This window comes from Dokdonia sp. LLG6352-1, from assembly GCF_045055815.1.
Taxonomy (GTDB): Bacteria; Bacteroidota; Bacteroidia; order Flavobacteriales; family Flavobacteriaceae; genus Dokdonia; species Dokdonia donghaensis.
In genome coordinates this window covers 2,591,245-2,605,864 of the sequence record NZ_CP159329.1, presented here as the reverse complement: position 1 = coordinate 2,605,864, position 14,620 = coordinate 2,591,245, and the positions used below count along the sequence as shown (strand labels likewise).

The following is a 14,620-nucleotide window of genomic DNA, read 5'->3' as shown; positions in this document are numbered from 1 at the left end:
TAAGAACTATGCGTTACGGTATCTGCCAGCTTAGTATTGTCCCAATGCGTGCCGAACCTTCGGACCCTAGTGAACTTGTAAATCAAGTTCTCTATGGTGAACATTTTAAGGTAGTCGAGCAACGTAAAAAATGGAGCCGAATCAAACTATCTCACGATAAGTATGAGGGCTGGATAGATAACAAGCAGTATATAGAAATTAGTGAGGAAGAGTACGCTTTCGCGAAAGCGCAACCTGCAACCCTCACTACAGATCCTGTACAATTTATCACCACAGAGCATAACCAGCTACTTACCGTGGTGCTAGGTGCCGCAATAGAAAATATAAGCCTACTTAAAGACACCTTTGATGGTCATAGTATAACTGGTAAGTCTAATAAAAGCCAGCTTATAGAAACAGCGCTACTTTATTTAAAATCTCCCTATTTATGGGGCGGTAGAACTCCCTTTGGGATAGATTGTAGTGGCTTTACTCAAATGGTTTATAGACTAAACGGTTATAGCCTTAAAAGGGATGCTTCACAACAAGCGACACAAGGTGAAGCTTTAAGTTTTATAGAAGAAAGTGAACCAGGAGACCTTGCCTTTTTTGATAACGCCGAAGGTGTGATAACCCACGTAGGTATTATTATGGAAGATAATTATATCATACACGCTCACGGTGAGGTGCGCGTAGATAGACTAGATCATTCTGGTATATATAATGTTCATAAACGTACACATACGCATAAATTGAGAGTAATTAAAAAGGTAATCTAGCTATACCGTAAGAGTATAGTGACTTCAAGTCTCTTTAATCTTAAGATTAAATAAATAAAAAACCCGCCTTATTGGCGGGTTTTTTTATGCTTATATAACAATGATTAATTCATTGCATCTATTTTAGCCTTCATAGCATCTGCCTTATTCGTATCCTCAAGTACTTGATACAGGTTAAGTAGGTTGTTTGCTATCTCCATATTATCTGGTTTAAGCTCTAATACTTTCTCCATATATACTACTGCCTTTCTGATGTTTGCCTTACGCTCTACTTTAAGCGCTTCATACTTATCAAAATCTGCATTTGAAGTACCTAAGCTGTTCATTTGATCCACAAATGTTGCATCTTTTCTTAATACTAATGCTCCTAAGTTGTTATATGCATTTGCATAAGAAGGATCAAGCTCTATTGCCTTATTGTAGTATTTTACAGCTGTTGCATCATCACCTTGCTGGTCTGCAGTTACTCCTAGGTTATAGTGAAGTTCTGCATTATTAGGATCAATCTGTAATACTTTTTCAATGATAGCTCTGTACTCATCTTTCTTATCCATCTTTAAATAGATGTTAGATTTTGAAGTAAGTAGTTTTACATCATTAGGCTTTTTCTCTAGCGCAGTATCTAACATTGCAAGTGCTTTGTCATTCTGATCTTGAAAAGAGTAGATACTAATTAAGTACTCAGTAATAAGGCCTTCTCTTGACTCACTTAGCTTTTCGCTAGGCTTTACGTACTCTTTTGCAAGAACAACGATATCTCTTTCTTGTTTGTTTTCAAATTTCTTTTCTTCACCAGAAGCAGCATTTACAGCATAATATTCAGTAACCTGACCAGTATAACCAGCAGCCATTAGATCTTCAAAGATAGCTGCAGCTTTATCATACTCCTTAGAGTTAAGATAATTTGATGCGGCAAAATATTGATAATCTCTGTTGTCATCACTAAAAGCATAAGCCTTTTCTAGCTTTGCTCCCGCATCACTAAATTGATCTGTATTCTGATCTTGTACTGCGCTATTTACTAGTGCTGCAACAACATTAGAAAGTCCAGTTTTTGCTTCGCTCTCCATTTTAGTTCCCATAAGAGCTTTAAATGCTTCACCAGCCTTTGTTAAGTCTGCTACATTTTTATTATCAACTCCTAAAAAAGCTTGTGCTTTTAAAAGCATAAACTTGCTTTTAGTCTTGTCGTCCATATGGCTTAAAAGAGCATCTGCTGCTCCTACTAAAGACTTAGCCTCTCCATAGCTACCAGATTTGATAGCTTTTTCGATTGCTTTTACTTCCTTCTTTTGTGCAAAAGCCATAGAGGTTACGGCAAATGCTATTGCAAATAAAATTTTAGTTTTCATTATAAGTGTTTAATTAATATAAGGGTTTCAAAATTACTCTTTTTTTCTCAACCCTTATGCATCTATTCTTCTTCTTCAGAAGAGTTTTCGTTTTGGGTTGTTTGTGAAGCAGTTGGGGTTCCGTCTACTGTGTCATCTTCATCGTCTATATTTTCCTCATCACTTTTTACTTTCGCGACAGCGGCAATAGAATCGTTTCCTTTAAGGTTAATAAGTCGTACTCCTTGTGTTGCACGTCCCATAACTCTTAGTGAAGCTACTTCCATTCTTATAGCGATACCTGATTTATTGATAATCATAAGATCATCTGCATCAGTAACATTTTTAATAGATACTAGTTCTCCAGTCTTTTCGGTAACAGAGATTGTTTTTACTCCTTTACCTCCACGGTTTGTAATTCTGTAATCTTCAAGACTACTACGCTTACCATACCCTTTTTCTGAAACAACTAGGATGTTACTTTCTGTATCGTTTACAGACACCATTCCTACTACTTCATCTTCATCATTAGCAAGAGTTATGCCACGAACACCAGAGGCGTTTCTTCCCATAGGTCTCGTCTTACTCTCCTCAAAGCGTATTGCCTTACCAGATTTAAGCGCAAGCATTACTTGACTCTCTCCCGTTGTAAGCTTTGCAGATAGTAGCTCATCATTGTCCTTAATAGTAATCGCGTTGATACCGTTAGTACGAGGACGTGAGTATTGCTCTAGCGCTGTTTTCTTCACTTGTCCTTTTTTGGTCGCCATAATGATGTAGTGATTATTTATATAATCTTCATCTTTAAGGTCTCCTGTACATACAAATGCTTTTACCTCGTCATCTTGCTCTATATTAATAAGGTTCTGGATAGCTCTACCTTTTGAAGTCTTACTTCCTTCTGGTATTTCAAATACACGCATCCAGAAACATTTACCCTTTTGTGTAAAGAATAACATATACTGGTGGTTAGTCCCTACAAATAGATGTTCTAAGAAATCTTCATTACGAGTAGTAGATGCTTTTGTACCTACTCCTCCTCTATTTTGAGTTTTGTATTCTGTAAGTGATGTACGTTTTATATATCCAGCATTTGAGATAGTAATCACTACCTTTTTATCTGGAATAAGGTCTGTGATGCTTACATCACCTCCAGCATACTCTATAATAGAACGACGCTCATCTCCATACTTATCTTTTATTTCTTGAAGCTCCTCTCTAATGATAGACATACGACGCTCCTTCTTTGCAAGGATATCTTTTAAGTCTTCTATAGTCTTCATTATCTCTTCGTACTCACTGCGTAGTTTGTCTTGCTCCAGACCTGTAAGCTGGCGTAAACGCATCTCTACGATAGCCTTTGCTTGAATCTCTGAGAGTTTAAAACGCTCTATTAAGTTTTGTCTTGCCTCATCACCGTTTGCACTTGCACGTATGATTGCTATTACTTCATCTATATTATCTGAAGCAATGATAAGACCTTCTAGTATGTGAGCACGAGCTTCTGCTTTTTTAAGCTCAAACTCTGTTCTTCTCACTACTACCTCGTGGCGGTGCTCAACAAAGTGGTGTATCATATCCTTGAGATTTAACATCTCAGGACGCCCGTTTACAAGAGCAATGTTATTTACACTAAAAGATGATTGTAGTGCCGTGTATTTAAATAACTTATTAAGTACGATATTTGGGACAGCATCACGTTTTATAACATAAACAATACGCATACCGTTACGGTCTGACTCGTCACGTATGGCAGATATACCCTCGATCTTCTTATCGTTGATCATATCGGCCGTTTTCTTAATCATATCAGCCTTATTGACTTGATATGGTATTTCGGTCACGATGATACACTCTCTACCTTTTACTTCTTCAAACTCTGCCTTTGCACGCATCACAACACGTCCACGCCCTGTTTTAAAAGCCTCACGTACTCCGTCATAACCATAAATAGTTCCTCCGGTAGGAAAATCTGGAGCCTTTACGTGCTCCATAAGTTCATCTATAGTAACGTCATTATTATCTATGTAAGCGTGTATACCATCTACAACTTCAGAAAGGTTGTGTGGTGGCATATTAGTCGCCATACCTACAGCAATACCAGATGCACCATTTATAAGTAACCCTGGTACACGTGTAGGTAATACGGTAGGTTCTTTAAGTGTATCATCAAAGTTAAGTTGGTGATCTACTGTGTCTTTTTCAATATCTGCAAGCATATCTTCAGATATCTTGCGCATTCTAGCCTCGGTATAACGCATTGCTGCTGGGCTATCACCATCTATAGACCCAAAGTTACCTTGACCATCTACAAGCATATAACGTAAACTCCACTCTTGAGCCATACGTACCATTGCATCATATACAGAGGTGTCACCGTGTGGGTGATACTTACCTAGTACCTCTCCTACTATTCTTGCAGATTTTTTGTGAGCACTACTTGCTCGTATTCCTAACTCGTGCATTCCGTAAAGAACACGACGGTGTACTGGTTTTAGACCATCACGCACGTCAGGTAGTGCACGTGATACGATAACTGACATCGAGTAATCGATGTAAGCAGATTTCATTTCATCTTCAATATTAATCGAGATCAGCTTTTCTCCTTCAGCCATATATAAATTGATTAGATTTTAAGTCAAATTTTTTACAATTAGCAATGTAATCATTTTGATGATTTTTTACGGGGTTACGCTTTCGCGAAAGCGCACTATTTATCAACAAATTTTAACACGTTCTTTTAATAACTACACAACCCATTATAGGGCAAACTGTCAGGTATTTTTGGTAATTTGGACTAAGCACTTTAAGCGGAATGATTTTTGAATCAGTTTGCTTAAATTTACATAAGAACGAACGAGGATAGATATGGATGATAATTTTTCGCCAAGAGTAAAAGATGTTATTGCTTATAGTAAGGAGGAGGCGTTACGCCTAGGCCACGATTTTATAGGTACAGAACACTTGCTGCTTGGTTTACTAAGAGATGGTAGCGGTAAAGCAATAGATATACTGGGAGCTTTAGAAATTGATCTTGAGCACTTGAGACGTAAGGTAGAAATCTTAAGTCCGGCAAACCCAAATGTAAGCTTACAGAATAATGATAAGAAGAACTTACATCTTACCAGACAAGCAGAGCGTGCTCTAAAAACGACATTTTTGGAAGCAAAACTTTTTCAAAGCTCTGCTATAAATACGGCTCACCTCCTACTGTGCGTACTGCGCAATGAGAATGACCCTACAACAAAGTTGTTAAACCGCCTCAAGGTAGATTATGACAACGTAAAAGACCAATTTAAACTAATGATGGCAAACGAGAGCGACGAATATATAGAGCCTATTAAGTCTGAATCATTTAGCGATGATGCAGATAATGGTGATGAGCAGTCTAAAGAGAATCCTTTTAACAGCCCAACAACCCCTAAGGGCACTAAAAAAAGTAAGACTCCGGTTCTTGATAACTTTGGACGTGATCTTACTGCAATGGCAGACGAAGGTAAACTAGATCCTGTAGTGGGCCGTAGTAAGGAGATTGAGCGTGTATCACAGATACTGAGTAGACGTAAGAAAAACAACCCTCTCCTTATAGGTGAGCCTGGAGTAGGTAAATCTGCCATAGCAGAAGGACTTGCGCTACGTATTGTACAGCGTAAGGTATCGCGTATTCTTTTTGACAAACGTGTTGTTACTCTTGATCTTGCTAGCCTTGTAGCTGGAACAAAATATAGAGGCCAGTTTGAAGAACGAATGAAAGCCGTGATGAACGAGCTTGAAAAGAATGATGATATTATCTTATTTATAGATGAGATACATACTATTGTAGGAGCTGGAGGCGCAACAGGATCTCTTGATGCTTCAAATATGTTTAAACCTGCTCTCGCTCGAGGCGAAATACAATGTGTAGGTGCAACAACACTAGATGAGTTTAGACAACACATAGAAAAAGATGGAGCCTTAGAGCGCCGTTTTCAAAAAGTGATAGTAGAACCTACCTCTGTAGAAGAAACAATTGAGATACTTCAAAACATTAAAGGTAAGTATGAAGAGCATCATAATGTCTCATATACAGATGAGGCTCTAGAGGCTTGTGTAAAGCTTACTAATAGGTATATGACCGATAGATTTCTTCCGGATAAGGCTATAGATGCTTTAGACGAAGCAGGATCTCGAGTTCATATTACTAATATTGATGTTCCTAAAAAGATTTTAGAATTAGAAAATAAGCTAGAAGACGTAAGAGAACTCAAAACCTCTGTGGTAAAGAAGCAGAAATATGAAGAGGCTGCAAAGCTGCGTGATGATGAGAAAAATTTAGAAAAAGAACTTGCAATCGCACAAGAGCGATGGGAAGAAGATTCTAAACTTCATAAAGAAGTTGTCTCTGAAGATAATGTGGCAGACGTAGTGAGTATGATGACTGGTATACCTGTTAACCGTATTGCACAAACAGAAAGTAACAAACTTGCAGAATTACCTGCAACGATAAAAGAAAACGTAATAGGTCAAGATGAAGCAGTTGCCAAAGTTGCAAAAGCAATACAACGTAACCGAGCTGGATTAAAAGACCCTAACAAACCTATAGGTTCGTTTATATTCTTGGGACAGACAGGTGTAGGTAAAACACAACTTGCAAAAGTGCTTGCAAAAGAGCTTTTTGATAATCAAGACGCACTCATCCGTATAGATATGAGTGAGTATATGGAGAAGTTTTCTATATCAAGACTTGTAGGAGCGCCTCCTGGATACGTAGGTTATGAAGAAGGTGGGCAACTTACAGAAAAGGTAAGACGTAAACCATATGCTGTAGTTTTACTAGATGAGATAGAAAAAGCACATCCAGATGTATTTAATATGTTATTACAAGTGCTAGATGATGGTTTCTTAACAGATTCTCTAGGTCGTAAGATAGATTTTAGAAATACTATTATAATAATGACCTCAAATATAGGGGCTAGAAAACTCAAAGACTTTGGTCAAGGAGTTGGCTTTGGAACAGCATCGCGAAAAACTCAAGTAGATGAAAATGCGCGTAGTATCATTCAGAATGCATTAAAGAAAGCATTTGCACCAGAGTTCTTAAACCGTATTGATGATGTAGTTGTATTTAATGCGCTTGAGCGTGAGGACATACATAAGATTATTGATATTGAGTTAGAAAAGCTTTTCAAGAGAATAAAGGGTCTGGGTTACAATTTAACTTTAAGCGATAAAGCAAAGGATTACATTAGTGACAAAGGTTTTGATAAAGATTATGGAGCGAGACCTCTTAAAAGAGCTATTCAAAAGTATATAGAAGATGCACTAGCTGAAGAGATTATAAACTCTAAGCTAGAAGAAGGAGATAGTATTTTTATGGACTTTGATACAGATAAGGATGAACTTCTTATAGATATCAAGAAAGGAGAAACTACAGAGTCGTAATACTGTTGCATCATTTTATTATCCCTTAATGACGAAAAATCGTTATTAAGGGATTTTTTTATTTATTATGCACACATAGTTAAAGTATTGACAATTAATTGTTTAATGCAATATATTTGCTATCTTATAATTATAAGACTCCCCAACATATGAAAAATTTACAACTCGGTATTCAACTAGAATTCTCGTTCGGAAAAGTAACAGTCCACGATGACTATATATATGTCATAATGGATGAAGGTGTTACTGTGCAACCCAGCTTTAATGATGTTTTAATCGCTATAGCCGAATCTTACTTTCCTGAAAAGGACTTTATCTATATAACGCATAGAATATATTCTTATGCTATAGACCCCACAATATATCTAAAAACTTCACAGATAAAAAATTTAAAAGGCTTTATAGTAGTAAGCCCCAATAAAGATTTTAAAGAGGCTCATAACATTGAAAAACTATTCTTTTGCAAGCCCTTTAAAGTATACCATACAATGGAAGAAGCTCTAATTCAAAAGGATACAATGCTTTATAAATAGAGCTTTTTTTTATAAGAAAATTCTTCATAGATAAGGTAGTATTCCTCTATTTTTGCGTAAAAATTAAATCCCCTAGATCTTTTGAAAATTACTAAAGAATTTGAGTTCGGAAAACTACATATAGAAGATAATATTGTTATAGGCGTGATGAACGAGGGATCACATATTGACCCTCTATCAAATAGACTCCTTCTATCTTACTGTGAAGAAATATTTGAGAAAAAGCCTTTTGCTTATTTATCATATAGAAAAAACTCCTACTCTGTAGACCCTACGGTATATATAGATGCCGCAAACCATTATGGTCTTAAAGCGATTGCCGTTGTATCTCAAAACCCGCTTAGCGAGACTAATGTTGCTATTGAGAAACAATTTTTTAATCAACCATTTGAAATATTTAAAACGACAGATGAGGCAAAAAACTGGTTAACTCAAGTTTTAATATAGCTCGTTGATATCTATATTAAAACTATTGATGAATATTTTGCCTAGTTTTATATCATTTGCAAAAATTCTATCTTTATCGGCAAACGGAACTACTTCTCTATAACTCTTTGTAAAAGACTGTAGGAATCCAGATGTATGAAGTGGCTGTCTGTAATGCAATGCTTGAACTGCATTAAGCAATTCTATAGAGAGTAACGTCTCAACATTATCTACAACCTTGAGAAGTTTTGTAGCCGCGTTTGCTCCCATACTCACGTGATCTTCTTGTCCGTTTGATGATACGATAGAGTCTACACTAGCCGGCGTACATAGTTGTTTGTTTTGACTTACTATACTTGCTGCAGTATATTGTGGTATCATCATACCACTATTGAGGCCTGGGCTATCTACTAAAAATGGCGGCAAATCTCGTAAACCACTTATTAATTGATAAACGCGACGCTCACTTATACTACCTAATTCTGCCATTGCAATACTTAAATAATCTAATGCAAGTGCGAGTGGTTGACCGTGAAAATTCCCGCCACTTATTATCATATCATCTGCCGGAAAAATATTAGGATTATCTGTAACACTATTAATTTCAGTTTTAAACGTTTTGGTCGCAAAGTCTATGACATCCTTGGTAGCACCGTGTACTTGAGGTATACATCTAAAAGAATATGGATCTTGTACATTTTGCTTTTCTGTTGCAGCAATCTCACTATCTTCTAAAAAAGAGATTATACGAGCTGCAGTCTTAATTTGTCCTTTATGGGGTCTCACGTAATGTACAAGTGGGTTAAATGGAGATAAATTACAATTAAAGGCATCTATAGATATCGCTCCCACAACATCTGCCAGATAAGATAATTTATGTGATTTTATAAGTGCCATAACACCATATGCACTCATAAACTGTGTACCATTTAGTAATGCAAGGCCTTCTTTAGACTGTAGAGAGATCTTAGTTAACCCATTACGCTTTAATGCCTCGACAGACGAGATAATTTTATTATCAAGCCAGACCTCACCTTCTCCTATTAAAGGTAAGGCAAGATGTGCAAGCGGAGCTAAATCTCCACTTGCGCCCAGCGAGCCCTGATCATATACAACAGGCAATATATTGAGATTGTAAAAATCTATAAGTCGTTGTACTGTATTAATGTGTACACCACTATGACCATAGCTTAAGGATTGTATTTTGAGAAGTAACATTAATTTTACGATATCCTTAGGAACGTAATCTCCAGTACCGCAAGCGTGAGACCGTACTAAATTCTCTTGCAGTTTTGTTAAGTTTTCATCACGTATAGCAACATTACACAAACTTCCAAAACCAGTATTTACACCATATACTGGTGTTTTACTTTCTTTTATTTTTTTATCTAGATAAGCTCTGGAGGCATTAATAGTATGTACACATTCCTCACTGAGTTTGAGTTTTTTATCTTCATCAAGAATAGAAGAAATTATTTTAAGGTCAAGAATTTCACTACTTATATAGTGTATTTGAGACATATGATCATATTTTCACGCAATTTCGTAAAAAATAAACATATAATTAAGAATATTACAATGAAGCTTGTAATACTATGTTGATTCAAGGGAAATGTAAACTATAATTATAATGAAATAGTAAAACAAATTTTGTTGTAAAAAATACACAATCTACTAAATAACAAATATTTATAAACCGTTTTTTCAACTTTATAGAATATTAAATACGTAACTATTTAAATATAAAAAACTTTGAAGATATCGTAATTGTTAGAGGTAAATTAAAATTTTTGATTGTTGCGCTTTCGCGAAAGCGTAATATCAATAAAAAGAGTATACTTAGTTCTTGTCTAGTATTTTACTCACTTTTGAATCTTTAAAAACATAGGTGTATAACCACATAAGTGTGAATGATGGTATAATGTCTACCCCGGGAATAAGCTCTTCTATAAAGGTTACCACTCCCCCTACCTTACCAGCAGTTCCTTTATAAAGCCGCGTCATAAGCCAGGCGGAAAATGGTGCCCAAGCAATATCTGAAAAATCTCCAATAACTGGAAATACCCAACTTGAAGTTACGATACCAAGGCCGTCTATAAGGAGACCTATAAGTAAGAGTTTGTATTTATTAGTTTGATTGTCCATAAGTGTTTTAAATATAACACTTTTGTATAATCAAAATACATTCCAAAAATATTAATCTAAATTTGACGAGATTAATTTAAGGAACTCATTGCGGGTTTCTTGTCTTTCAAATTGACCTCTAAAACCAGATGTAGTGGTCGTAGAATTTTGTTTTTGAACTCCTCGCATCATCATACACATATGTGAAGCTTCAATAACAACTGCCACTCCTTTAGGTTGCAAGGTTGTATTAATACACTCTAAGATATCGTGTGTGAGACGCTCTTGTACTTGAAGCCTACGCGAAAAAACATCTACTATGCGCGGTAGTTTGCTTAGACCTACAATATGACCGTTAGGAATATAAGCTATGTGTGCTTTTCCAAAAAAAGGTAGCATATGATGCTCGCAGAGAGAGTAGAGTTCGATGTTTTTAACAATCACCATGTCATCATAGTCTTCCTTAAACATTGCTCCCTTTAATATAGCAGCAGCATCCATTTCATAACCAGAGGTTAAGTACTGCATTGCTTTTGCAGCTCTTTCTGGTGTTTTTACAATACCTTCTCTACTTGTGTCTTCACCAAGACTTTTAATAATTGATGTAAAATTACTTTTTACATCTTCTGTTACTTCTATGTTGTACTCTTCAAATTTTCTGTATGGCATTGTCTTAATTAAAATGTTTAATCAAATATACAATTTATTAAACAGTTTGATTTTGCTTTTTAACTTTTTATTTAGAGTTTGATCTATATGACAACCATAGTTTTGTCTAGTCAAAATAAATTTTATGCGCTTTCTTGCTTTAGGAATACTCTCATTACTATCTACCGGATTTCTCTTTTCTCAGGGTACCAAAATTCTGAACGCAGAGCGTATTAGTGTAGCCCCAAAGATAGATGGGCTACTAGATGACAATATCTGGAAATCACTACCTGTTTATGGTGACTTTCAAATGTTTGAACCAGGCAACGAGGGGACGATAGAAGAAAACCAACGCACTGAGGTAAAAATGGCCTATGATGATAAGGCTATTTACATCGCAGCATACTTATATGATCCTAATCCAGAAGGTATTGCACGACAGTTTAGCCAGCGTGATGAAGTATTTGCTCAGGCAGATCATTTTATGGTAGCTCTTAACACCTATAATGATGGTATAAATGAAACGAGGTTTTATGTCACGAGTGCGGGAACTATAGGAGATCAACGAGTCACTCAAAATAATAGAGACTTCGGTTTTAATGTTGTTTTTGAATGTAAAGTATCACGTGATGAGAAAGGGTGGTATGCCGAGTACCGCATACCATATAATGCTTTACGTTTTCCAGAAAGTGACGTTCAAAATTGGAGTGTTAACTTCTATAGGCGTTTAGTAAATAAAAATGAAACACATACTTGGAGTAGAATTGAGCGTGGTATAGGGAGAGATACACAATATAATGGCACAGTTACCGGAGTGCGCAATATAGATCCTCCAGTGAGACTTACATTTTTTCCATTTGTACAAAGTGCTATAAGCACACAAGATGGCCAGACAGAAACTAACTTTGCTGGTGGACTAGATATAAAATATGGCCTTAGTGATAGTTTTACTTTAGACGCACAACTTATACCGGATTTTGGACAAGTAGCTTTTGATAATGTGGTGCTCAATTTAGGACCTTTCGAACAAACCTTTGGTGAGAATAGAGCCTTCTTTACAGAAGGTATTGACTTGTTTAATAAAGGGAGAATCTTTTTTTCTAGACGCATAGGAGGTCCAGCATCTGGCAGTGTAACTCTTGAAGATAGCGACACCGTCACCGAAGAGATTATAGATTACCCTGCAAAAGTTAAACTCCTCAACTCAATTAAAATATCTGGACGTACAAAAGGGGGCTTAGGCATAGGTTTTCTAAACTCGATAGGTAGTAAGACATTTGCAACCATAGAGCGCACAGAATTTAATGAAGACGATACAAGTAGTATTATAGACACCTCGAGACGTAAAGTTCTTATAGAACCACTATCTAACTATAACGTCTTTGTACTAGACCAGCAGTTTAATCAAAACTCTTCTGTATCACTCATAAATACAAATGTCACAAGGAGCGGTAGCAATTTTAGAAATGCAAATGTTACTGGCGGTGTTTTTGACATCGCAGATAAAAACAATAATTACAACATCTCTGGTAGAGGGATTTTTAGTAATGTGAGAGAGTCTGGCGAGACCACTACAGGTTTTCAGTCAGAATTTGATTTTAGAAAAATATCTGGAAACTGGAGATATCGAGTAGGTCACGACTTTGCAGATACTAAACTTGACATAAATGACCTAGGCGTAAACTTTAGAAATAACTTTAATAATTTCACTCTAGGTGGCTCATACCAGCTCATACAACCTAAAGGTAAATTTAACAACTATAGATTTGATGTAACTGTACGTCACCAGCGGTTATACAAGCCCAGCGTAAAAACACGTAACAGCATCCGGCTCAACTCATTTTTTGCAACTACAAAAAGACTTGCCTTTGGCGGTAATTTGAGTCTAAATGGTAAAAATCAAGATTATTTTGAGCCACGTGTAGATGGTAAGTTTGTAACGTTTGAGTCTAATCTAGGTGGAGGAGGCTTTATCTCTACAGACTTTAGAAAAAAGTTTGCCTTTGATTTTGGAGGAGCTGTAAGACAGTGGTTTGGCAATCAAGACCAGTTTAATTATAGTATTAACTTCTCTCCACGTTATAGATTTTCAGAAAAACTACTTGTCATATTAGCATCAGATTACTCAAGTAGAAAAAATAACTTTGGCTGGGTAGATAATACAGATACTGAGGTCTTCTTAGGCCTACGCGACGTAACCTCTTTTGAAAATAGAGTTACAGCAAACTATAATTTTGATCCCTACAAGGCTATAAATTTAAGTTTAAGGAACTTCTGGGCAGTGTCAGACCATAGCAGTAATATATATTATTTACTTAACGATGATGGTTCACGATCAGAAATAGCAGATTATGACTTAACAGAGCGCAGAGATCCTAATGCAAATTTTAATATCTGGAATCTTGATCTAAGTTTTAGGTGGAGATTTGCACCAGGTAGTGAAGCTTCCCTACTCTATCGTAATCAAATTTCAAAGTTTGATGAATTATCAACCATAAGCTACAATGATAGTTTACGTAATTTATTTCAAGAATCTTTAAATCATACCTTATCATTGAGGGTTACTTACTTTATAGATTATAACAACATCAAGCACGTCTTTAAAAAGGTCTCTTAATTGTGCTTATAAGGTTATTGTAGTATTTTCACAGTCAAGTAATTTTTTATGGTAAAGGCACAACACATCTCAAAAACATTTGGCGATCTTAAAGTATTAAAAGATGTCTCACTTACGGTAAATAAAGGTGAAGTCGTCTCTATAGTAGGACAAAGTGGAGCCGGTAAAACCACATTACTTCAAATTATTGGCACATTAGACAGCCCAGACACGGGAGTCACTACAAGTTTGCATATAAATGGTAAGGAAATCATAGGTATGAAAGCAAAACTTATGAGTGCCTTTAGAAATGAGCATATAGGTTTTATATTTCAGTTTCATCAGTTATTACCAGAGTTTACAGCGCTAGAAAATGTTTGTATACCCGCTTATATTGCAAAAAAAGATAAAGTTACTACAGAAAAGAGAGCTAAGGAGCTATTAGACTTTTTAGGACTATCACATCGTTATGACCATAAGCCTAATGAGCTCTCTGGAGGCGAGCAACAACGTGTAGCCGTTGCAAGATCACTTATAAATAACCCAGCACTTATACTTGCAGATGAGCCATCTGGGAACCTTGATACAGAAAGTGCAGAGCATCTACATAATTTATTTTTTAAACTTAGGGATGAGTTTAACCAAACAATAATTATAGTCACGCATAATGAAGAGCTTGCAAATATGGCAGACCGTAAACTTGTGATGAAAGACGGTATGTTTGTAAAAGCCTAAAATGACCCATAGCTTGAGGTAATATATACACCATTACGGTCAACCCCT

11 protein-coding genes are annotated in these 14,620 nt (G+C 36.1%); 6 read left to right on the top strand and 5 right to left on the bottom strand.

Annotated features, from left to right (window positions below; genetic code table 11):
• Positions 1-8 precede the first annotated feature (8 nt).
• Positions 9-758: an NlpC/P60 family protein gene (locus ABVM49_RS11690; protein ID WP_375252943.1), complete on the top strand. Its 750-nt coding sequence runs from the start codon at positions 9-11 to the stop codon at positions 756-758.
• Between the two features lie 104 nt (positions 759-862).
• Here the strand turns inward: ABVM49_RS11690 and ABVM49_RS11685 are convergent, their stop codons facing one another.
• Together ABVM49_RS11685 and gyrA are read right to left on the bottom strand one after the other, a co-directional pair.
• On the bottom strand, positions 863-2,110 hold the full coding sequence (locus ABVM49_RS11685) for a tetratricopeptide repeat protein (RefSeq protein ID WP_405202067.1): 1,248 nt from the start codon (positions 2,108-2,110) through the stop codon (positions 863-865).
• 62 nt (positions 2,111-2,172) lie between these two features.
• Complete coding sequence (gene gyrA, locus ABVM49_RS11680) at positions 2,173-4,704, bottom strand: DNA gyrase subunit A (protein WP_405202066.1); 2,532 nt, start codon at positions 4,702-4,704, stop codon at positions 2,173-2,175.
• A gap of 253 nt (positions 4,705-4,957) precedes the next feature.
• Between gyrA and ABVM49_RS11675 the strand changes: the two genes are divergently transcribed.
• From ABVM49_RS11675 to ABVM49_RS11665, 3 genes are all read left to right on the top strand, one after another.
• The gene (locus ABVM49_RS11675) at positions 4,958-7,510 is read left to right on the top strand and encodes an ATP-dependent Clp protease ATP-binding subunit (protein WP_405202065.1); all 2,553 of its coding nucleotides are present in this window, start codon (positions 4,958-4,960) and stop codon (positions 7,508-7,510) included.
• Positions 7,511-7,659: 149 nt separating this feature from the next.
• Complete coding sequence (locus tag ABVM49_RS11670) at positions 7,660-8,043, top strand: hypothetical protein (RefSeq protein ID WP_405202064.1); 384 nt, start codon at positions 7,660-7,662, stop codon at positions 8,041-8,043.
• 81 nt (positions 8,044-8,124) lie between these two features.
• Positions 8,125-8,490: a hypothetical protein gene (locus ABVM49_RS11665; RefSeq protein WP_405202063.1), complete on the top strand. Its 366-nt coding sequence runs from the start codon at positions 8,125-8,127 to the stop codon at positions 8,488-8,490.
• Here ABVM49_RS11665 and hutH read toward each other — a convergent pair.
• The 3 genes from hutH to folE form a co-directional block, all read right to left on the bottom strand.
• Positions 8,482-9,990, bottom strand: a complete 1,509-nt coding sequence (gene hutH, locus ABVM49_RS11660; protein WP_405202062.1) for a histidine ammonia-lyase — start codon at positions 9,988-9,990, stop codon at positions 8,482-8,484. The two genes, ABVM49_RS11665 and hutH, sit on opposite strands and share 9 nt — an antisense overlap.
• Positions 9,991-10,308: 318 nt before the next feature.
• Positions 10,309-10,614: a hypothetical protein gene (locus ABVM49_RS11655; RefSeq protein ID WP_021779045.1), complete on the bottom strand. Its 306-nt coding sequence runs from the start codon at positions 10,612-10,614 to the stop codon at positions 10,309-10,311.
• A gap of 51 nt (positions 10,615-10,665) precedes the next feature.
• Positions 10,666-11,262 (bottom strand): GTP cyclohydrolase I FolE, encoded by a 597-nt coding sequence (folE, locus tag ABVM49_RS11650; protein WP_035324811.1) that lies wholly within the window; start codon positions 11,260-11,262, stop codon positions 10,666-10,668.
• 124 nt (positions 11,263-11,386) lie between these two features.
• Between folE and ABVM49_RS11645 the strand changes: the two genes are divergently transcribed.
• The gene (locus tag ABVM49_RS11645) at positions 11,387-13,858 is read left to right on the top strand and encodes a DUF5916 domain-containing protein (RefSeq protein ID WP_405202061.1); all 2,472 of its coding nucleotides are present in this window, start codon (positions 11,387-11,389) and stop codon (positions 13,856-13,858) included.
• 48 nt (positions 13,859-13,906) lie between these two features.
• Positions 13,907-14,572 (top strand): ABC transporter ATP-binding protein, encoded by a 666-nt coding sequence (locus ABVM49_RS11640; protein ID WP_405202060.1) that lies wholly within the window; start codon positions 13,907-13,909, stop codon positions 14,570-14,572.
• Positions 14,573-14,620 lie beyond the last annotated feature (48 nt).